The following is a 19508-nucleotide window of genomic DNA, read 5'->3' as shown; positions in this document are numbered from 1 at the left end:
TCGCGCCCTGCTGACCGGTGCTCCGGCTCCGACCGCGTCCCTCACCGGACGGGGTGCCACGCCTGTTGTTCACTACTTCTGCTCCTCAAGAATTTCCATGTCGTCCGGGAGGAACGGGGCGAGCTCGGGAAGCTCGTCAAGGCTCCGCAGCCCCAGTCTCTCCAGGAAGTAACTCGTCGTCCGGTAGAGCACTGCCTGGCTCTCCGGGTCGGTTCCGGCCTCTTCCACGAGGCCTCGTGCGACCAGCGTCCGCATGACGCCGTCGCTGCTCACGCCGCGCACCGCCGCCACCCGGGCCCGGCTGACCGGCTGCCGGTAGGCGACCACGGCGAGGGTCTCCAGCGCGGCCTGCGTGAGCCGCGCCTGCTGGCCGTCCCTGACGAACCTCTCCACCAGCGCGGCACACTCCGCCCTGGTGTAGAAGCGCCAGCCTCCGGCCACCTCCCGAAGGTCGAAACCCCGCCCGGACGCCGTGTATTCCGCCGAGAGCGTGCGGAGCGCCGCGGCGACCTCCGCCGTCGGGCGTTCGAGCACCTGCGCGAGGGTGATCTCCGCGACCGGTTCGTCCACCACCATCAGGATCGCCTCGAGCGCCTGCGCGAGCGACGGCCCATCCGAAGACCCCTCCGAAGGCGTCTCCACGCCGCCCGGAGCGGCGTCGTCCGGCGGGGACGGCGCGGCCTCGGCGAGAAGTGGGGCGTCACCGGCGGGACCGGGCACAATATCGGTGACGTCGGTGACGTCTGTGCCATGTGTGCCGTCGGTGGGACCGGGGGTGCCGCTCGCTGTCATCGCTCCTCGCTCGTCGTCCATGGTCCCGCCTCCCGCCGCGCCGTCCCGGCCTCGCCGTCGCGTCCGGATCGCTCCGGGAACGTGTGGCCGGACTCACCACCCTGCCGCGGTCCCGCGCCCGGCGCGGGCGGGTCATTCCTCCGGCATGCCGGACGGCTCCGCCGGTTGCTCCTCGCGCCGGCCCTCGTCGTAGTCGTCGCCGACCGTGACGTCGCCGTCGGCGGTTCCCGTCCAGGTGACGTACAGATCGCCGAGCGGCTCGACCTGCTCGAAGGAGACCGCGGCCTCCCTGAACAGCTCAAGGACGGCCAGGAACCGGGCGACGACCTCGAAGGTTCCCGAGCAGTCGGCGGTCAGCGCCCGGAAGGTCGCCGTCTGCACCCGCCTCAACCGCTCCACAAGGATAGCGGCTTGCTCCCGGACGCTGGCGAGCGGTTGATAAATGTGTGCGACCGACACCGACGGCGGCGCCTTGGGCGTGAAGGCCCTGGCGGCGATCTTGGCGAGCTGCCCGGGCCCGATGCCGAGCACGAGTTCGGGCAGCAGGTCGGCGAAGCGCTTCTCCATCGGCACCTCGCGCGGGAAGCGCAGCGCCTCCTCGGCCATCCGCCCCGAAAAGATCTTCGCGACCTCCTTGTACGCCCGGTACTGCAGCAGCCGGGCGAACAGCAGGTCGCGGGCTTCCAGCAGGGCGAGGTCCTCCTCGTCCTCCACCTCGCCGGTGGGCAGCAGCCGGGCCGCCTTGAGATCGAGCAGGGTGGCCGCGACCAGCAGGAAGTGGCTCGTCTGGTCGAGGTCCCACTCGGGGCCCCGAGACCGGATGTACGCGATGAACTCGTCGGTGACCTTGTGCAGGGAGACCTCGGTGATGTCCAGCTTGTGCTTGGAGATCAACCCGAGCAGCAGGTCGAACGGACCTTCGAAGACGTCCAGGTGGACCTGGAAGCCGCCCGGCGCGCTCTCCTCGCTCCCCTGGTCCGTCTCCTGGCCGGTCGTCACGCCTGCCATTGTCCTCCACCGGCACGAGCGCCGGCACCCACATCGTCGCCGGCACTTACATCGTCAGGGTCAGACGCGGGCGGGCCACCGGGCCAGCAGCTCACGCGCCAGCTCGCGGTAGGCGGTGGCGCCCATCGAGCCGGGGTCGAACTGGGTGATGGGCTCTCCCGCGAGGGTGGCGTCCGGGAACCGCACCGTACGGTTGATGACGGTGTGGAACACCTTGTCGCCGAAGCCCTGCATGATCGTCGATAGGACCTCGCGGGCGTGCAGCGTCCGGGGGTCGTACATGGTGGCGAGCAGGCCGTCGATCTCCAGGCTCTTGTTGAGCCGTTCCTGGACCTTGCCGATCGACTCCATCAGCAGCGCCACGCCGCGCAGCGCGAAGAACTCGCACTCCAGCGGGATCATCACGCTGTGCGCGCAGGTCAGCGCGTTGACGGTGAGCAGGCCGAGCGACGGCTGGCAGTCGATCAGGCAGATGTCGTAGTACGGCAGCAGGGGCTCCAGCACCCGCTGCAGGGCGTACTCCCGCGCGACCTCGTTGACGAGCCTGATCTCCGCGCCGGACAGGAAGATGTTGCTCGGCAGGAGTTGCATGCCGTCGACGGTGGTGTCGAGCAGGACGTCCTCGACGGTGACGTCGGGCTCCTCCATGAGGAGGTCGTAGATCGTCGCCTCGAGCGGCCGGGGGTCGATGCCGAGCCCCACCGACAGCGCGCCCTGCGGGTCGAAGTCCACCAGCAGCACCCGCTGCCCCACCTCGGCGAGCGCGGCGCCCAGGTTGATGGTCGTCGTCGTCTTGCCGACGCCGCCCTTCTGGTTCACCATCGCGACGATGCGCGCGGGCCCGTGCGACTCCGGCGGTGTCGGATCGGGGAACGCCGGAGTGGGACGGCCGGTAGGCCCGATCGCACCGCCGGGAGACCTCGCGGTCCACGTCGGCTCTGTGGTCGCAGTCACCTGTTGGTCCTCCCCTGACGGCCTCGAACCTGATCGAATCTAAAGGGTCGGCACGCATGCGGCAAGGCGGCGCGCCACGCGCCCGCGGATGCGTACCTCAATGCAGGGCGCGGGGGTGCGCCGCCGCGTAGACCTCGCGGAGCTTGTCGACCGTCACCAGGGTGTACACCTGCGTGGTGGTCACCGAGGCGTGGCCGAGCAGTTCCTGGACAACCCTAACGTCGGCTCCGCCGTCGAGGAGGTGGGTTGCGAACGAATGTCGCAACATATGCGGCGATACGCCGGAAAGCCCGGCCCGTTCCGCCGCCACCTGCAGTACCTCCCACGCGCCCTGCCGGGTCAGCCGCCCGCCCCGCGCGTTGAGGAACAGCGCGGAGGTCCCCCGGCCGTGCGCGGCGAGCCCGGGCCGCGCCCTGACCAGGTACGCGTCGAGCGCCCGGCCGGCGAAGCGGCCGAGGGGCACGATCCTGCTCCGCCCGCCCTTGCCGCGCAGCCGCACCTGGTCGTGGTCGTGGTCGTGGTCATGGTCATGGTCATGGTGGCGGTCCCCTGCGTGGCCCGCGGGCACGTCGTCCACCGCCAGCCCCACCGCCTCGGAGATCCGGGCGCCGGTGCCGTACAGGACCTCCAGCAGCGCCCGGTTGCGCAGGGCGAGCGGGGCGTCCTCCGGCCCGCACGCGGCGATGAGCCGCTCCACCTCCGCCACCGTGATCGCCTTGGGGAGCCTGCGGAGCTGCCGCGGCGGGCGCACCTCGTGCGCCGGGTCGTGCCCGGCCACGCCCTCCCGCAGCGCGAAGCGGTGCAGCCCGCGTACGGCCGACACGGCGCGGGCGGCCGAACTGGCGACGAGGGCAGGGTGGTCGTCGTCGCCCTCCCGCAGCGCGGCGAGGAAGGCGACCACGTCCGCCTCGGCGACCTGCCCGAACGTCTCCAGCCCGCGCGCCCGGAGATACTGGACGTATCGGCGCAGGTCACGCCGGTAGGACGCGAGCGTGTTGGCAGACAGCCCCCGTTCCACCGCCAGGTGGGCGAGGTAGCTGGACAGCACCGCCTCGGGCTCGCTCAGGACGTCTCCTACGGAATCATGCCTCCGGCGCGTCGGCGGGACGAAGGCCCTTGAATCCGTCGGCGGAAGCAGCGTACGCCGCGAGGATACCGGCGACGGCGGGAGAATTGTGGATCATTCCGCTCAGCGTCTTTTCCACCGCCGTGACCAGGGGAATCCAGACCGCCGGCATGTCGGTCTCCTCGTGCTCGCGCACGTAGGTGTTCTCCTCGTCGGGGATCGGCTCCACGTCGCGGGCGAGGAAGATCCGGATCCGCTCGTCCGACATGCCGGGCGACGTGGCGAGGTCGACCAGCGTGTGCCACGTGCGCGCCCGGTAGGCGGCCTCCTCGGCGAGCTCGCGCGCCGCGCACTCCACCAGCGGCTCCCCCGGCACGTCGCGGATGCCGGCCGGGAGCTCCCACATCAGGCGCCGCATCGGGTGGCGGTACTGACGGATCAGCAGCACCCGGTCCTCGTCGTCCAGCGCGACCACCGCGACAGAGCCGGGGTGGACGACGTAGTCGCGGTCGGCGACGACGCCGCCGGGCATCTCCACGGTGTCGGTGCGCACCGAGATGACCCGCCCGGCGAAGTGCCGGGTGGTGGCGACGACGTTCCAGGACTCCTCGACGTCCGCCACGTTCCCCACGTCCACGTTCCCCGCGTCCTCCGTGTTCGCCGCGTCCTCCACGCTCACTTGGCCCGTCCCGCCTTCGCCGCGTTCTCGCGCTGCCCCGCGTACTCGAGGGCGGCCTGGACCAGGCCCGTGAACAGGGGGTGCGACCGGGTCGGCCGGGAGCGGAACTCCGGGTGCGCCTGCGTGCCGATGAAGAACGGGTGCAGGTCGGTCGACAGCTCGGCGTACTCCACGAGGCGGCCGTCCGGCGACAGCCCGGAGAACACCATGCCGGCCTTCTCCAGCCGGTCGCGGTAGGAGTTGTTGACCTCGTAGCGGTGCCGGTGCCGCTCCTCCACCTTCGCCTTGCCGTACAGGCTCCTGGCGAGCGAGCCCTCCGTGAGCTTGGCCGGGTAGAGGCCGAGCCGCATCGTGCCGCCCATGTCGCGCTCGCCGGCGACCACGTCCTTCTGGTCCGCCATGGTCGAGATGACCGGGTTCGCGGTCTCGGCGTCGAACTCGGTGCTGTCGGCGTCCTCGATCCCGGCCAGATGGCGGGCCGCGTCGATGACCATGCACTGCATGCCGAGGCAGATGCCGAGCAGCGGGACGCGCCGTTCGCGGGCGTGCCGGATGGCGCCGACCTTGCCCTCGATGCCGCGCACCCCGAACCCGCCGGGAACCAGCACGCCGTCGACGCCGTCCAGCTCGCGGGCCGCGCCCTCGGGGGTCTCGCAGTCGTCGCTCTTGACCCAGCGGATGTTGACGCGCGCGTCGTTGGCGAAACCGCCCGCGCGCAGCGCCTCGGTCACCGACAGGTACGCGTCGGGCAGGTCGATGTACTTGCCGACCAGCGCGATCGTGACCTCCTTGGCGGGGCGGTGGACCCGGCGCAGGAGCTGGTCCCACTCGGTCCAGTCCACGTCGCGGAACGGCAGGCCGAGCCGGCGCACCACGTACGCGTCGAGCCCCTCGGTGTGCAGCACCTTCGGGATGTCGTAGATCGAGGCGGCGTCGATCGCCGAGACGACGGCGTCCTCGTCCACGTCGCACATCAGGCTGATCTTGCGCTTGAGCGAGGAGGTGATCGGCCGGTCGGACCGGCAGACGATCGCGTCGGGCTGGATGCCGATGCTGCGCAACGCGGCGACCGAGTGCTGGGTCGGCTTGGTCTTCAGCTCCCCGCTCGGGCCGATGTACGGCAGCAGGGAGACGTGCAGGAAGAAGACGTTGTCGCGGCCCACCTCGTGGCGGACCTGCCGTACGGCCTCCAGGAACGGCAGCGACTCGATGTCGCCGACCGTGCCGCCCACCTCGGTGATCACCACGTCCACGTCCGGCCCGGCCATGCCCCGGATGCGGTCCTTGATCTCGTTGGTGATGTGCGGGATCACCTGGACCGTGTCGCCCAGGTACTCCCCGCGCCGCTCCTTGGCGATGACGTTGGAGTAGACCTGGCCGGTGGTGACGTTGGCGGAGCCGTGCAGCTCCGTGTCGAGGAACCGCTCGTAGTGGCCGACGTCGAGGTCGGTCTCGGCGCCGTCGTCGGTCACGAACACCTCGCCGTGCTGGAAGGGGTTCATCGTGCCGGGGTCGACGTTCAGGTAGGGGTCGAGCTTCTGCATCGTGACGCGGAGACCGCGTAGCTTGAGGAGGCGCCCGAGGCTGGAGGCGGTGAGCCCCTTGCCGAGACTGGAGGCGACGCCGCCGGTGACGAACAGATGCTTGGTTTGTGCGGCGCTGCGCAAGAAGACTCCCGTGGTCGTTCGTAGAACCGGCGCTCCGGATGGACGCCGCCTGCCCACGGGCTCTCAGAATATCAAACGCTGGGCAACATTGGGCTTGTCACGTGCACTAATCCGCAATAGCGGGACAAGGCGACCAAGCGGTAACTTGTCGCGTTATGTCGTTCGTGAAGCGCGCCGTGGGCCGCATGGCCCACCGCTGGTGGGCCTACGTGCGGGAGGCGGCGGCGGTAAGCCCCGCCGCCACCGGCGGATACCGGTTCCGCAGCCTGGGCGAGGGAGCGTGCATCTCGTTCCCGCAGGGCGCGATCTTCGGCGAGCAGTGGATCGAGATCGGCCCGCACACGCTGGTCGGGGAGCGGGTCTCGATCACGGCCGGGATGGGGCCCGGCGTGGACCTGGGCCCGGACCCGATCGTCCGGATCGGCGGGGGCTGCTCGATCGGCCGGGGCAGCCACATCGTCGGCCACCAGTCGATCGACATCGGCGACGACGTGTTCACCGGCCCCTACGTCTACATCACCGACCAGAACCACGTGTACGACGACCCCGAGACGCCCATCGGCCGCCAGTGGCCGCGCAACAGGCCGGTCTCGATCGGCGCGGGTTCCTGGATCGGCACGGGGGCGATCATCCTGCCCGGGACCCGGATCGGCCGCCAGTCGGTGGTCGCGGGCGGCGCGGTCGTCCGCGGCGAGTTCCCGGACCACTCGGTGATCGCCGGCGTACCGGCCAAGGTCGTCCGCCGGCACTCCCCCGGCCTCGGCTGGCACAGCCCCTCCGCGATCGCCCGCACCCCGCTCTCCCCACCCCATCCGGCAGGCAGACCCGCCCCGCTGTCCTGACCCGTACGGCCGGCCTGACCCGTACGGCCGGCCTGACCGGCGCGGCGAGTACGAGCACCCGGCGGACGACGTAAGTGCGCCCCTCCTTCGAAGGGATCGGGCGACCGAGGCCCCACCCCCTGAAACCGATCACCCATGGTCGTGAATCGTGCCAGGATCGTGATGGCAGGTGATCGTCCGGGGACGAGGAGGAATACGGGATGGCCGTGGCTCTGCCCGAGTGGTTCCATCCCGGCCCGCCCGGCGGGTGGACCGCTGACATGCTCGATCACCTTCCCCCCGACGCGCCCCGCCATGTCGAACTGATCGACGGGGCCCTCGTCTTCAGAGCTCCCCAGACCGTCTTCCACATGCTCATGGTCACGTTGCTGACCGACCGCGACCATGGCATCCGGCCGCCGGGTCATCTCGCGGTCGCCAGGGAGATGTCGGTGACGCTGGGGCCGCGTCAGCGGCCGGAACCCGACGTCCTCGTCCTCGGGCGGGAAGCGCTCTCGGACCTGCGGAGGACCTGGTACCGGCCGGAGGAGGTCCATCTCGTGGTCGAGGTGGTCTCTCCCGAGTCGGCGGAGAGGGACAGAGTGACAAAGCCGATCAAGTACTCGAACGCCGGCATCAGGTACCTCTGGCGGATAGAGCAGGAGGACCAGCACGCCGTCGCGTACACGTTCGAACTGGAGCCGAGCGTCAAGGCGTACGTGCCGACGGGCATCCACCGCAAGCGCCTCGTCACCTACGCGGGGTTCGACGTGGACATCGACCTGGACCTGGACCTGAGCCAGTTCATGGGCTGAGCCGTCCTCTGCCTACTCGCTCCCGGCACGGGGTCAGACGGGCGGGGACGCCGCGCGGGCGCGGCGCGCCTCCCTGAAGCGTCGCAGGCGGCGCAATACCCGCCAGGCGACGAACGCCAGCACGGCCAGTGCCACCACGACGAGCACCGGCAGGAAGATCGCGATCAGGCTCATCCCGATCGAGCCGACGTCCTCGACCGTGCTCACCACCGGTGCGCCCACGCCGGCCGTTGTGGCGTTGACCAACGGCCGGGCCCCGGCCTTGAGCAGATGCACCGCGAGGGCCACCGCGATGCCCAGCATCCAGCCCACCGCAGGGTGATCGGCCATCCAGGCCGAGTTGTCGAGCTTGGCCGCGGCGGCCGTGGCGCTGAAGACCACCCCGCCGGACGCCGGCCGCACCGCCGTCTGGATCAGGTCGTTGACGTGGTCGACCACCGGCACCTTGTCGAGGACGAACTCGGCGACCAGCAGCACCGCGATGATCGCGAGGACCCAGGTGTCGGACAGCCAGGCGTACTCGTGCGGCAGCCGTACCGCGTCGGTCACGCGCGCCAGCACGCCGACGAACAGCAGCGGGATGTACGCGTTGAGCCCGGCCGCGGTCGACAGCCCGAGCCCGGTGAGCGCCGCGAACATGAGCCACCTCCTCGATGCGGCGGGAAACTCCCGCCTTCCCCTCAACGGACGACCCCGGCTCCATGTCCCCGGCGGTGCGCTCCTGCCCCACGCGTCGGCGGCCCCGCATCCGCCTCACTTGCCGACGGATGGCCAGAAAAACATCACTATTTCGGTGATTTCCGGATGACCACGATCGATGGAACGTGACAACACGCCCGCACCAACGTCCTTCCCTGCCCGAGCGGGCCTCCACCGAGGGCCGGCCCCGGCTCCTTCGTCCCCGCCGTGCCCCGTTCGCCCCACTCCTGAGTCCCACGTCTCGACCACCCCCGGAGGTTCTCCCGTGATCACTTCGCTGAGGCGCGCCATGGCGCCGATCCTGGCGGCGGTGGCGGTGCTGGCCTCCGCGCCGCTCCCCGCCGACGCCCACGTCAACGCCCACGTCAACGCCCGGGCGGGCGTCGAGGACCGCGTCAACGCCGCGCTGAAACAGTGGATGACCGCCAACGGCGTCAGCAACGCCGGGCTCGCCGTGATGCGCGACAACGCTCTCACCGGTTCCTACGGCTACAACGAGATATCGGCGGAGACGCCGGTCAACGTGGCCTCGCTGTCGAAGGCGATCACCGCCGTCTGCCTCATGTCGCTCATCGACAACGGGCGGCTCCGGTTCGACACGCGGCTCGCGGCGATGCCACGGAGTTTCCGGCTGCGCCTGGGATACCGGGCGAGCCGGACGGCTCGCGACATCACCATCGAGCAGCTTCTCCGGCACACCAGCGGGATCACCTACGATCCCACGCAGAACGGGCTGGTCGGCGTCAGGAACGCCTTCTCTTCGGACGTGCCCCTCGTGCGCCGCGCCCTGGCGCGGCCGATCAGCGCCAAGCACGACGAGGTCTACAACAACATCAACTACGCGATCCTCGGTCTCGTCATCCAGAGCGTCACCGGGCAGCCGTACGAGAGTTACTGCCGCCGGATGGCGCTGGCGCCGCGCGGTGCGACGGGCAGGATCGGCCCCGGCACCCGCGCCATGAAGGCGTTCGGCGGCTGGGAGATCTCGGCGGTGGACTACGCGATGTTCGCCCGCGCCTTCGACCCGCGCGCCCGGCTGCTCAGCCCCGCCGCGCACCGCTTCATCGACGCCTCCGCCGTCAGCGGCAGGCCTGCCGCGTCCCTGGGCGTGTTCGTGGTGCCCACGGCGCACGGGCGCAATCTGTTCCACCACGGGAACTGGCAGTCCACGGCGACCCGGCCGAACGCCTTCAGCGCCTTCTTCGCCATGTGGGACAACGGCATCTCGGTGGTGGTGACCTACGACCGTAACCTGACGGACGCCGCCCGCGTCTCGCTGGACAACACCTTGCGGCAGGCCGCCTACAGTTGACGCCGGGGCATCCGTTACTTCACGCCGGCCTCGCGCATGTCGCGGACCTCCCGCTTGAGTTCCTTGATCTCGTCGCGCAGCCGGGCGGCCACCTCGAACTGCAGGTCGGCGGCGGCGGTGTGCATCTGCTCGGTGAGCGACTCGATCAGCGACTCCAACTGGGCGCGGGGCATCTCGCCCGCGATCGCCTTCGCGTGCTGGCCCGCGCCACGGGACGCGACCCCCGGCACCGGCGCCTTGCCCCGCGACTGCTGCCGCCCGGCTCCGCCGAGAAGCTGGGCGGTGTCGGCGTCCTCGCGGACCAGGCTGTCGAGGATGTCGGCGATCTTCTTGCGCAGCGGCTGCGGGTCGATGCCGTTGGCCTCGTTGTAGGCCACCTGCTTGGCCCGGCGCCGGTTGGTCTCCTCGATCGCCCGCTCCATGCTCGGGGTGATCTTGTCGGCGTACATGTGGACCTGGCCGGAGACGTTTCGCGCCGCGCGGCCGATGGTCTGGATCAGCGAGGTCTCCGAGCGCAGGAAGCCCTCCTTGTCGGCGTCAAGGATCGCCACCAGCGACACCTCGGGCAGGTCGAGGCCCTCACGCAGCAGGTTGATGCCGACGAGCACGTCGAACTCGCCCATCCGCAGCTCGCGCAGCAGCTCGATGCGGCGCAGCGTGTCGACCTCGCTGTGCAGGTAGCGGACCCGGATGCCGTTTTCGAGCAGGTAGTCGGTCAGGTCCTCGGACATCTTCTTGGTGAGGGTGGTGACCAGGACGCGCTCGTCCCGCTCCGCCCGGGCCCGGATCTCCTCCATGAGGTCGTCGATCTGGCCCTTGGTCGGCTTGATGACCACTTCGGGGTCCACCAGGCCGGTGGGGCGGATGACCTGCTCGACCACGTCGCCCTTGCCGCGGCCCAGCTCGTACGGCCCGGGCGTGGCCGACAGGTAGACGGTCTGGCCGATGCGCCCCAGGAACTCCTCCCACTTCAGCGGGCGGTTGTCCATAGCCGACGGCAGGCGGAACCCGTGGTCGACGAGGGTCCGCTTGCGCGAGGCGTCGCCCTCGTACATGGCCCCGATCTGCGGGACGGTCTGGTGCGACTCGTCGAGCACGAGCAGGAAGTCGTCGGGGAAGAAGTCGAGCAGCGTGTGCGGCGCCGTCCCGGGCCCCCGCCCGTCGATGTGACGGGAGTAGTTCTCGATGCCGGCGCAGGTGCCGACCTGACGCATCATCTCGATGTCGTAGGTGGTGCGCATGCGCAGCCGCTGGGCCTCCAGCAGCTTGCCCTGCCGTTCGAGGTCGGCCAGCCGCTCGGCGAGCTCGGCCTCGATGCCGCCGATGGCCCGCTCCATCCGCTCGGGACCGGCCACGTAGTGCGACGCGGGGAAGATGTGCAGCTCGTCGTCCTCGGCGACGACCTCGCCCGTCAGCGGGTGGAGCGTCGCCAGCTTCTCGATCTCGTCGCCGAACATCTCGATGCGGACGGCCAGCTCCTGGTAGACGGGGATGACCTCGACCGTGTCGCCGCGCACCCGGAACGTGCCCCGGGTGAAGGCGAGGTCGTTGCGGGCGTACTGCATGTCGACGAGCTTGCGCAGCAGCTGGTCGCGGTCCATCCGCTGGCCGACCTTGAGCTTGACCATCCGGTCGACGTACTCCTGCGGGGTGCCCAGGCCGTAGATGCAGGAGACCGAGGCGACCACCACGACGTCGCGCCGGGACACCAGCGACCAGGTGGCCGAGTGACGCAGCCGCTCGACCTCCTCGTTGATCGAGGAGTCCTTCTCGATGTAGGTGTCGCTCTGCGGGACGTACGCCTCGGGCTGGTAGTAGTCGTAGTAGGACACGAAGTATTCGACCGCGTTGTTGGGCATCATCTCGCGCAGTTCGTTGGCGAACTGGGCGGCGAGCGTCTTGTTCGGCTGCATGACCAGCGTCGGCCGCTGGACCCGCTCGATGAGCCACGCGACCGTCGCCGTCTTGCCGGTGCCGGTCGCGCCGAGCAGGACGGTGTCCTTGTCCCCGGCGTTGACCCGCCGCTCCAGCTCCGCGATCGCCGTGGGCTGGTCGCCGGACGGCGTCATGTCGGTGACGACCTCGAAGGGCGCGACCCTGCGCTTCAGGTCCGTCATGGATGTCATCGCCGCTCAGCTCCTCGCTCGCCCCGCCCACCGGACGGGAACCGGGGACGCGCCCGGCCCGCCGCCGTTCACACCTCCATAACCTACGCGCGGCCACCGACATTTCCGCTCCCCTCCGCACGCCGGGGCCCCGCTCACGGCCCGGCGCGGCGCCTGGCTGAGGGGCAGCCGCACATCACCCCGCCGCACCTTTGCCGGGGCATGACGCTCTCGTTACGATGCGAGCCGGGGCCGAGGATCACGGGATGCCGGAAATCACGGGATGGCGGGGCTGACCTATGGCGGGACTGCGAGATGCCGTCGGCCAGGCCGCCGCGTGGGCGGGCAAGAACGTCGACGGCGCCATCGCCCTGGTGCTGGCCGTGGTGGTGGGCGTGCTCGGCGTGCTGCCCGACGACGTGATCCCCGACAAGGTCAGGTCGCAGCTCGTCAGCGGCACCACGCTGGTCGTCCTCGCCCTGGTGGCGACCGCGCTGCTGCGCGACCGCGCCCGGCAGGAGCCGGTGGAGGAGGCCATGCACGCGACCTCCGGCGTCCTCGCGCGGCTGCCCGAGCGGCTGGACCGGCTCGACCAGCTGGAGGAGCTGGTCGCGGGCACCCGCAGGGCGCTGGAGGACATGGCGGTCATCCGCGTCCTCGGCAGCCGGCACGAGATCGCCCAGGCGCACGCCGACGCGCGGCGGGGCACCGACCACTGGACGTTCAAGGGCGGCACCGGCACCTACATGCGCGCCGTGACGCTCCCCGAGTGCGTGGCCGCCGCGCGGCGCGACCGGCGGCACCTCACGATCCGGATGGAGATCATCGATCCGACCGACGAGGCGGTGTGCGAGAGCTACGCGCACTACCGCAGGTCGCTGTCCGACCGCCCGGACGGCACCGGTGAGACGTGGACGACCGAACGCGCCAGGAAGGAGTCGTACGCGAGCGTCCTGGCCGCGTTCTGGCACCGCCAGCGGTACGGCCTGCTCGACATCGCGGTCGGCCTGTCCCCGGTCATGACGACCTTCCGCTGGGACATGTCGGACCGCTCCCTCATCATGACCTCCGAGGATCCGAACCGGGCGATCATCGCCTACAGCGGCTCGTTCTTCTACGGCGGTTGCGGCGCCGAGCTGCGCACCAGCTTCGAGCAGGCCCGCCGCCTGCCGATCGACCGCTACCGGTCGGTGCAGCTGAGCGACGAGCCGACCGTCGAGGAGGTCCGCAGGCTGTTCGACGGCGTCGAGCTTCCCCTGCCCAAGTCGTTCACCGACCGCGACGTCGTCGAGGTCACCCGCAAGGCCCTGCGCGCCAAGGACCCGTACGCGCCATGAGACGCCGGCCACCGACACGCCGGCCATGGGGGGACCGCCCATGAGATACCGGGAGGTGCTCGGCGTGCTGACGGGCGGGAACGCCCGCGAGTGGGCGCTGGGCGTGCTCACCGAGATCGCGGCGGGCCGCACCCCGATCCTGGGGGTGCGGCACCCGCTCGGGTTCCTCTGCCTGCCCGTGGAACGCGACGGCGGCCTCGGGGTGTGCGTGCACATCTGGACCTCCGCCGCCCGGCCCGCGCGCAGCACCACCTCACAGATCCACTGCCACAGCTGGGACCTGATCAGCCACGTCCTGTACGGCCAGGTGTGCAACGTGCACGCCGCGCTGACCGACACGGCCGAGTCCCCCACCCACCGCGTGTTCGAGGTGGTCAGCGCCCCCGAGGGCGACGTCCTGCGGCCCACCGGCAGGACGGTCCGGTACGCCCCCGGGCGCGCCGATCTCTTCGCGGCGGGCGACACCTACACGCTCGTCGCGGGCGCCTTCCACAGCAGCGTCATCCCCGGCGACGGCGAGGCCGCCACGGTGGCCCTCGGCCGTGTCCGGCCGGAACGGGAAGACCTGTCGCTCGGGCCGCTCGCCGCGCCCCTCCACCACGTCAGGCGGGAACGCCTCGACGCCGCCGACACCGCACGTGCCGCCGAGCTGGCCAGGAGAAGCCTGTGGACCTCGAACACGCAAGGCGGATAGCCGTGGAGGCCGCCCTGGCCGCCGGGTCGACGCTCCGGGAGAGCGTGCCGGGCGCGGCCGCCGCCCGCCCCAAGGGCACATCGGGCGACGTCGTGACCGACCTCGACCTGGCCGCCGAGAAGCTGATCGTCGAACGCCTCCGGGCGGAGTTCCCGGCCCACCGGATCGTGGCCGAGGAGTCGGGCGTCCACGCCGGCTCCGCTGCCGAATCCCCTGACGGCCCGCGCGGGGACGGAGCGGCGGGCGGGGAATGGACCTGGCTGGTCGATCCCCTCGACGGCACCAACAACGTGGCGATCGGCCTCCCGGCGTACGTCGTGGGCCTGGCGCTGTGCGCGGGCTCCCGCCCGGTGGTGGGCGTCGTCCACGAACCGGTGTCCGGCCACACCTGGTCGGCCGTACGCGACGCCGGGGCGCTCGGGCCCGCCGGGCCGTTGACCGGGCCGCCGCGGCGGGACCTCCCGCACGGCCCGGTGCTGGGCTGGACGCAGGGCCACGGGGTCTCCCGGCGCGACCCGGCGGCGCGGTCGCTGAGGATGACGATGGAGGTCCGCGCCCGGCGGGTGCTCCAGTTGTGGGCGCCGCTGCTGTGCTGGGCGATGCTCGCCCGCGGCGACATCGACGGCATGATCGGCTACCACGCCGAGGGCCTCGACCTGCCCGCCGGGGCGCTGCTCGCGCGGGAGGCCGGGGTGGAGATCCGGGGGTTCGACGGCGTGCCCTTCGAGGCGTCGGCCGAGGGACCGGCCGAGGACCGCAGCTTCGTCGCCGCGCCGCCCACCCTGGTCGGCGACCTCCTCGACCTGGTCGCCGAGGCCCGCCGCCTCGCTCCCGCACTCCCGCCGATGTAGCCGAAGGTCCGGCCACCCGCGCGGAGGGCGAGCGGCGGAGGAGGGGCCGGTCAGTCGTCCAGGCCGCGGGCGGCGAGCGCCTCGCCCAGGGCGTCGGCGTGCCGCAGCGCGCCCACCACGAGCGGGACGGCGAAGGCGCGCGGGCTCCGTTCGACCCCTCTGGCGCGCTGGGCCTCCCTGACCCGGGTTGCCAGTTCCGCGACGACCGGCACGCTGCGCAGCGTGAGGGACAGCAGCAGCGACAGGCGGTACGGATCGAGCCCGGCGAACCGCGCGGGGGCGAGGCACCGCTCCAGGAAGGCCATGAGGTCGCCGGTGCGCGTCGTGAGGGTGACCAGCCCGGCGAGGGCGATCGCGAGCACGACGCGGAGCGTGGACGACACCGCGCCGGCCAGGTCCGCGACCACCAGTTGCACCCCGAAGAGGGCGAGGGCGAACCAGCGGACCGGCCGCACCTGCGCCCAGGCCGCCGTCACCCCCACGCCCGACACGGCGTACAGGGCCGCCACGACGGCGGCGGCGACCGCCAGGGCGGCGGGCGGGCGCAGCAGCAGGAGCACCGTGCAGCACACGGCGAGCCCGGCGAGCTTGACGCCCGCGGGCAGCCGGTGCACGGGCGAGCCGCCCGGCACGTAGGCGCCGGTGAGGCCCTTCACGCCATCATCTTCCGGTAGTGGCCGATCGCGGTGGCGGGATCGGCGTCGGCGACGACCCGGCCCTGGTCCACCACGAGCACGCGGTCGAAGTCCGCCAGCAGCGCGAGGTCGTGGGTGACCACCACCACCTGCTGCGGCAGGGTCCGCAGCACGCCCGCGACCTGCCGGGAGTGCCGCAGGTCGAGCAGGGTGGTGGGCTCGTCCATGACGAGGATCTCCGGTTCGAGCACCAGGACCGAGCAGAGCGCGAGCAGCTGCTTCTGGCCACCGGACAGATGATGCGCGGGGTGGTCGGCGTGCTCCGCGAGGCCGTGCCTCTCCAGCGTCTCGCGCACCCGGCGGCCGGTCTCATCGCGTGACAGGCCCTTGCGCCGCAGCGAGAAGGCGACGTCCTCGGCGACCGTCGGCATCACGATCTGCGCGTCGGGGTCGGTGAACAGGAACCCGACCCCGCGCCTGATCCGGGCCGCGTGCCGGCGCGTGTCGAGCCCGAACACGGTGACGCTGCCCGACGACGGCAGCACCAGGCCGTTGAGCAGCCGGGCGAGCGTGCTCTTGCCCGAGCCGTTGGCCCCGATCACCCCCACCCGGCGCTCGGCCAGCGTGGTTGTGACGCCGCGCAGCACCTCCCGCTGCCCGAGCCGCACATGGACGTCCGTCAGCCGGATCACTCAGACCACCTCGAACAGGGCGGCGATCCCCAGACCGCCGCCGACCGCGACCGCCGCCAGGCCCAGCGTGCCCGGCGGCGCCCCCTCGCCGAGGAGCCGGCTGAACAGCCGGGTCACCACGACCGCGCCGCTCGCGCCCCAGGGATGGCCGAGGGCGAGCGCGCCGCCGTCGGCGCAGACCCGGTCCGCGTCGGCGCCGAGCGGGTCGAGACCCAGCGCGTCAGTGACGGCGAGCACCTGCGCCGCGAACGCCTCCACGAGCTCCACCGCCGCCACCCGCGCCAGGTCCGTCCCGGTCCGCTCCAGCACTCGCCGTACGGCGGGCACCGGCCCCCATCCGGGCAGCGCGGGGTCGCAGCCGGTCACGGTCCCGGCCAGCAGGCGCAGGCCGGGCAGGCCGGCCGCGGCGCGCAGCCGCTCCGGCACGACGGCCACGGCCGCGGCGCCGTCGCTCACCGGGGAGGAGTTTCCGGCCGTCACCGTGCCGCCCGGCACGAACGCGGCGGGCAGCCGGGCCAGCGACGCGGGCCGCAGGACACGCGGCCGCTGGTCGTCGGTCCGGCCGCCGATCGGGATGATCTCCCGCTCGAACCGGCCCGCCTCGCGGGCCGCCAGCGCCCGCTCGTGGCTCCGGCGGGCATAGTCGTCCTGGCGCTCCCTGGTCACGCCGTACGCGGCGGCGAGCGCCTCGGCCGCCGGGCCCATGTCGGGGTCCGGGTGGCCCTCCGGCGCGAACGGCGCCCGTTCGTACGGCACGCCCGGCTCGCCCTCCCGCCGGCTGACCCGCAGCGGCGCGGTCGAGGCGCTCTCGGCCCCGCCGGCGACGACGAGGGCGGCCTCCCCGCAGCGTACGGCCTGCGCCGCCAGCAGGATCGCGGCGAGCCCGCTGCCGCACTGCCGGTCGACGGTGACGCCCGGCACCCGCGGCCCCAGCCCGGCGGCCAGCGCGCAAACCCGCGCCAGGTTGCCTCCGGGGCCCGTGCAGTTGCCCAGCACCACGTCGTCCACCGGCACGCCGAGAGGCGCGGCGTCGCCGACCACCGCCTCGACGACCGGCGCGGCGAGCCGGTGGACCGGCACGGTCGCGAAGGCGTGACCGGCGGTGCCGATGGGGGTACGGCGGGCCGCCACGATCACCGGCTGATCGTCCATCTCAGCCGAGCCGCCGAATCTCCAGGCCACCGGTCACCGTGCCACCGTTCTCGGGGCTCCGGCGCGCGGGATCGCCGCTCTCCGGGTCGTCGGCGAAACGGGCGGCGAAACGGGTGGCGAGGTGGGCGGCGAGCAGGCCGCGGGCCGGCTTCCCGGCGGCCGTGCGGGGCAGGGACCGGGCGGCGTACCAGCGCCGGGGCCGCTGCGCCGGGTCCAGTTCGGCGCGCGCGACCTCCTCCAGAGCCGCCCGCGAGAGGCCGTCGCCCCGCGAGGCGCCCTCGCCGGCCTCTTCCACGACCGCGGTGACGACCGCGCCGAGGTAGGGGTGCGGCGTGCCGACCACGACCACGTCGTTCACTCCCGGCACCTTTCTCAGCACCTCCTCGACGTCCTCGGGCACCACCGTGGCGCCGCCGGTCTGGATCGCGCCGTCGCCGCGGCCGCGCAGCCGCAGGACCTCGCCCGGCCGGTACGGCTCGGCGAGGTCGCCGACCGTCGTCCAGCCGTCGCCGTCCCGGCGCAGGGGGCCGGCGGCGCCCGCCAGATAGCCCTCGCACTGCCAGGGGGAACGCACCCACACCTCACCCAGGGCGTGCCCGGGCTCCGGCCTGACGTCGATCTCGACGCCGGGGAACGACCGCAGCCCGCGGCCGTCGGCGTCCACGGCGACGAACGACAGCTCGGTCGCGCCGTAATAGGACACCACACGCACTCCGGCCCGCGCCGCGCGGGTCCGGGCGCCGGGGTCCAGGGCGGCCCCGCCCACCACGGCCGTACGCAGCGGGCCGCCGGCCGCCTCCAGGGCGTCCAGCACGGCCGGCAGCCGGTGGGGCACGACGTGGACCGCGGTCGCCCGGCTCAACTGCCCGGCCAGCGCCGCGGGAGACCACCGGCCGGGCACCACGGCGGTGGCGCCCGCCGCCAGGGTGTGCGCCGCCGCGAAGCCGTACAGGGAGGAGACCAGCGGGCCGGGGATCAGCACGACGTCGTCGGGGCCGATCCCGGTCAGCTCGTCCAGGTGGGGGAACGACCCGGTCCAGGAGGCGCGTGTGCGCACCACCGCGCGCGGCCTTCCGGTGCTCCCGGAGCTGAAACAGGCCCAGGTCAGGTCGCCCGGGGCCGGATCGTGCCGTACGGGCGGGCCGCCCGCCCCGGGCAGCGGGGCGTCGAAGCGGGCGGCGACCGGCACCGCGGCCATGACCTGCTCGCGCCGTTCCTCGCTCCACGTGTGGTCGCACAGCAGCGGCGTGGCGCCCGCGAGGTCGGCGGCGAGCACGGCGACGAGCAGATCCACCGGGTCGGCCTGGCCCACCGCGACCAGCGCGCCGCGCCCGGCCCCCCGGTCGCGCAGATCGCGGGCGGCCCGTCCGGCGCGGTCGGCGAGCTCGGCGTAGGTCAGGTCGCCTCCGGGGCCGGACACCGCCACCTGGTGCGGACGGCCGGCGGCGTGGCGCAGGACCCGGTCGGCTACCGGCACGGGTGGATCACCGTCCCCCGGTCCGCAGCCGCTCGCGGTGCACCGCCGGGATCGCGTCCGGGTAGGCCCGCTGGGTGCCCCGCGCCACGACCGTCGCCAGCACCGCCTTGATCAGGTCGCCGGGCAGGAATCCGGCGCTGAGCAGGGCGGTCTTGCCCAGGGGGAGCCCGGTGACCAGCGCCTGCACGGGGATGCCGCACAGGTAGACCACCCCGACGCCGCCCGCGAGGCAGGCGGCCAGCATCCGCGTCGTGCCCGGGGCGCGGCCGCCGCGCTCGACGATCCAGCCGGTCAGGGCCGCCCCGGGGAGCCAGCCGATCAGGAAGCCGGCCGAGGGGCTGGCGAAGACGCCGAGGCCGCCGCGTCCGCCGGCGAGCAGCGGAAGCCCCGCGGCGACCAGCACGAGCAGGACCGCGACGGCGAGGGCGGACCGCCAGGTGCCGAGGATCGCCCCGGCGAGCATGACGCCGAGCGTCTGCAACGTGATCGGCACCACGTCGCCGAAGACGTTCAGCGTGCCCGGCAGGCCGAGCACGGCGATCAGCGCGGCGAAGACGCTGACCCTGGCGATGTCTCCCGCGGGGAGACGCCGCCGCGATGGACCCTGTTCATCTGTCACGGGACGATCCCATACCAGGAACACCCTCCTGGCTCATGAGGATTTCGACAACTTTTTCCTGTGTCGTTCTCAACAGTGTCCATAGCCGCCGGCCGCCCACGACCTCGACCTCGCGGCGTACGGCGTTGTCCGC

19 protein-coding genes are annotated in these 19508 nt (G+C 72.5%); 6 read left to right on the top strand and 13 right to left on the bottom strand.

What is annotated here, in order from left to right:
• Positions 1 to 72 precede the first annotated feature (72 nt).
• The 6 genes from scpB to OG344_RS22150 form a co-directional block, all read right to left on the bottom strand.
• Positions 73 to 792: an SMC-Scp complex subunit ScpB gene (scpB, locus tag OG344_RS22175; RefSeq protein WP_405089143.1), complete on the bottom strand. Its 720-nt coding sequence runs from the start codon at positions 790 to 792 to the stop codon at positions 73 to 75.
• 132 nt (positions 793 to 924) lie between these two features.
• Positions 925 to 1800: a segregation and condensation protein A gene (locus OG344_RS22170; protein WP_405084704.1), complete on the bottom strand. Its 876-nt coding sequence runs from the start codon at positions 1798 to 1800 to the stop codon at positions 925 to 927.
• Positions 1801 to 1860: 60 nt separating this feature from the next.
• On the bottom strand, positions 1861 to 2754 hold the full coding sequence (locus OG344_RS22165; protein WP_405084703.1) for a ParA family protein: 894 nt from the start codon (positions 2752 to 2754) through the stop codon (positions 1861 to 1863).
• A gap of 97 nt (positions 2755 to 2851) precedes the next feature.
• A complete protein-coding gene (locus tag OG344_RS22160; protein ID WP_405084702.1) occupies positions 2852 to 3802 on the bottom strand; it encodes a site-specific tyrosine recombinase XerD in 951 nt (316 codons plus the stop codon).
• A 34-nt stretch (positions 3803 to 3836) separates the two neighbouring features.
• Positions 3837 to 4499, bottom strand: coding sequence for an NUDIX hydrolase (locus OG344_RS22155; RefSeq protein WP_327045220.1), 663 nt, complete (start codon positions 4497 to 4499; stop codon positions 3837 to 3839).
• Positions 4496 to 6166 carry a CTP synthase gene (locus OG344_RS22150; protein ID WP_405084701.1) on the bottom strand — a complete coding sequence of 557 codons (1671 nt, stop codon included), beginning with the start codon at positions 6164 to 6166 and terminating at the stop codon, positions 4496 to 4498. Before OG344_RS22150 ends, OG344_RS22155 begins: the two co-directional genes overlap by 4 nt.
• A 155-nt stretch (positions 6167 to 6321) precedes the next feature.
• Between OG344_RS22150 and OG344_RS22145 the strand changes: the two genes are divergently transcribed.
• Together OG344_RS22145 and OG344_RS22140 are read left to right on the top strand one after the other, a co-directional pair.
• Positions 6322 to 7008 carry an acyltransferase gene (locus OG344_RS22145; protein WP_405084700.1) on the top strand — a complete coding sequence of 229 codons (687 nt, stop codon included), beginning with the start codon at positions 6322 to 6324 and terminating at the stop codon, positions 7006 to 7008.
• Between the two features lie 200 nt (positions 7009 to 7208).
• Positions 7209 to 7802 (top strand): Uma2 family endonuclease, encoded by a 594-nt coding sequence (locus tag OG344_RS22140; protein ID WP_405084699.1) that lies wholly within the window; start codon positions 7209 to 7211, stop codon positions 7800 to 7802.
• 33 nt (positions 7803 to 7835) lie between these two features.
• On the opposite strand, the gene OG344_RS22135 is transcribed toward OG344_RS22140, so the two are convergent.
• A complete protein-coding gene (locus tag OG344_RS22135; RefSeq protein ID WP_405084698.1) occupies positions 7836 to 8441 on the bottom strand; it encodes a DUF4126 domain-containing protein in 606 nt (201 codons plus the stop codon).
• A gap of 325 nt (positions 8442 to 8766) precedes the next feature.
• On the opposite strand from OG344_RS22135, the gene OG344_RS22130 reads away from it, so the two are divergent.
• Positions 8767 to 9813, top strand: a complete 1047-nt coding sequence (locus OG344_RS22130) for a serine hydrolase domain-containing protein (protein WP_405084697.1) — start codon at positions 8767 to 8769, stop codon at positions 9811 to 9813.
• Between the two features lie 14 nt (positions 9814 to 9827).
• On the opposite strand, the gene uvrB is transcribed toward OG344_RS22130, so the two are convergent.
• Positions 9828 to 11939: an excinuclease ABC subunit UvrB gene (gene uvrB, locus OG344_RS22125; RefSeq protein WP_405084696.1), complete on the bottom strand. Its 2112-nt coding sequence runs from the start codon at positions 11937 to 11939 to the stop codon at positions 9828 to 9830.
• 278 nt (positions 11940 to 12217) lie between these two features.
• On the opposite strand from uvrB, the gene OG344_RS22120 reads away from it, so the two are divergent.
• From OG344_RS22120 to OG344_RS22110, 3 genes are read left to right on the top strand one after another with little or no spacing between them, the layout of a single operon-like run.
• Positions 12218 to 13255, top strand: a complete 1038-nt coding sequence (locus OG344_RS22120) for a hypothetical protein (RefSeq protein ID WP_405084695.1) — start codon at positions 12218 to 12220, stop codon at positions 13253 to 13255.
• Positions 13256 to 13295: 40 nt separating this feature from the next.
• The gene (locus OG344_RS22115) at positions 13296 to 13949 is read left to right on the top strand and encodes a hypothetical protein (RefSeq protein WP_405084694.1); all 654 of its coding nucleotides are present in this window, start codon (positions 13296 to 13298) and stop codon (positions 13947 to 13949) included.
• Positions 13922 to 14800, top strand: coding sequence for an inositol monophosphatase family protein (locus OG344_RS22110; RefSeq protein ID WP_405084693.1), 879 nt, complete (start codon positions 13922 to 13924; stop codon positions 14798 to 14800). The genes OG344_RS22115 and OG344_RS22110 overlap by 28 nt, the downstream gene beginning before the upstream one ends.
• Positions 14801 to 14850: 50 nt before the next feature.
• Here OG344_RS22110 and OG344_RS22105 read toward each other — a convergent pair whose 3' ends face one another.
• The 5 genes from OG344_RS22105 to OG344_RS22085 are packed head-to-tail and all read right to left on the bottom strand — an operon-like array spanning position 14851 to position 19375.
• Positions 14851 to 15456, bottom strand: coding sequence for an energy-coupling factor transporter transmembrane component T family protein (locus OG344_RS22105; RefSeq protein ID WP_405084692.1), 606 nt, complete (start codon positions 15454 to 15456; stop codon positions 14851 to 14853).
• Positions 15453 to 16127, bottom strand: a complete 675-nt coding sequence (locus tag OG344_RS22100; RefSeq protein WP_405084691.1) for an energy-coupling factor ABC transporter ATP-binding protein — start codon at positions 16125 to 16127, stop codon at positions 15453 to 15455. Before OG344_RS22100 ends, OG344_RS22105 begins: the two co-directional genes overlap by 4 nt.
• Positions 16128 to 17279 carry a thiolase family protein gene (locus OG344_RS22095; protein ID WP_405084690.1) on the bottom strand — a complete coding sequence of 384 codons (1152 nt, stop codon included), beginning with the start codon at positions 17277 to 17279 and terminating at the stop codon, positions 16128 to 16130.
• A gap of 1 nt (position 17280) precedes the next feature.
• Complete coding sequence (locus tag OG344_RS22090; protein WP_405084689.1) at positions 17281 to 18756, bottom strand: class I adenylate-forming enzyme family protein; 1476 nt, start codon at positions 18754 to 18756, stop codon at positions 17281 to 17283.
• Between the two features lie 7 nt (positions 18757 to 18763).
• Positions 18764 to 19375, bottom strand: a complete 612-nt coding sequence (locus OG344_RS22085) for a biotin transporter BioY (protein ID WP_405084688.1) — start codon at positions 19373 to 19375, stop codon at positions 18764 to 18766.
• Positions 19376 to 19508 lie beyond the last annotated feature (133 nt).

The organism is Microbispora sp. NBC_01389, assembly GCF_045040095.1.
In the GTDB taxonomy this organism is placed as follows: Bacteria; Actinomycetota; Actinomycetes; order Streptosporangiales; family Streptosporangiaceae; genus Microbispora.
The sequence above is the reverse complement of the archived record's forward strand: the minus strand, read 5'-3'. Positions and strand labels throughout refer to the sequence as shown.

Coding starts and splice junctions, on each gene's coding strand:
- OG344_RS22115 (WP_405084694.1), top strand. CDS start 13,296: ATGAGATACCGGGAGGTGCTCGGCGTGCTGACGGGCGGGAACGCCCGC.
- OG344_RS22135 (WP_405084698.1), bottom strand. CDS start 8,441: ATGTTCGCGGCGCTCACCGGGCTCGGGCTGTCGACCGCGGCCGGGCTC.
- OG344_RS22140 (WP_405084699.1), top strand. CDS start 7,209: ATGGCCGTGGCTCTGCCCGAGTGGTTCCATCCCGGCCCGCCCGGCGGG.
- OG344_RS22120 (WP_405084695.1), top strand. CDS start 12,218: ATGGCGGGACTGCGAGATGCCGTCGGCCAGGCCGCCGCGTGGGCGGGC.
- OG344_RS22170 (WP_405084704.1), bottom strand. CDS start 1,800: ATGGCAGGCGTGACGACCGGCCAGGAGACGGACCAGGGGAGCGAGGAG.
- uvrB (WP_405084696.1), bottom strand. CDS start 11,939: ATGACATCCATGACGGACCTGAAGCGCAGGGTCGCGCCCTTCGAGGTC.
- OG344_RS22145 (WP_405084700.1), top strand. CDS start 6,322: ATGTCGTTCGTGAAGCGCGCCGTGGGCCGCATGGCCCACCGCTGGTGG.
- OG344_RS22095 (WP_405084690.1), bottom strand. CDS start 17,279: ATGGACGATCAGCCGGTGATCGTGGCGGCCCGCCGTACCCCCATCGGC.
- scpB (WP_405089143.1), bottom strand. CDS start 792: ATGACAGCGAGCGGCACCCCCGGTCCCACCGACGGCACACATGGCACA.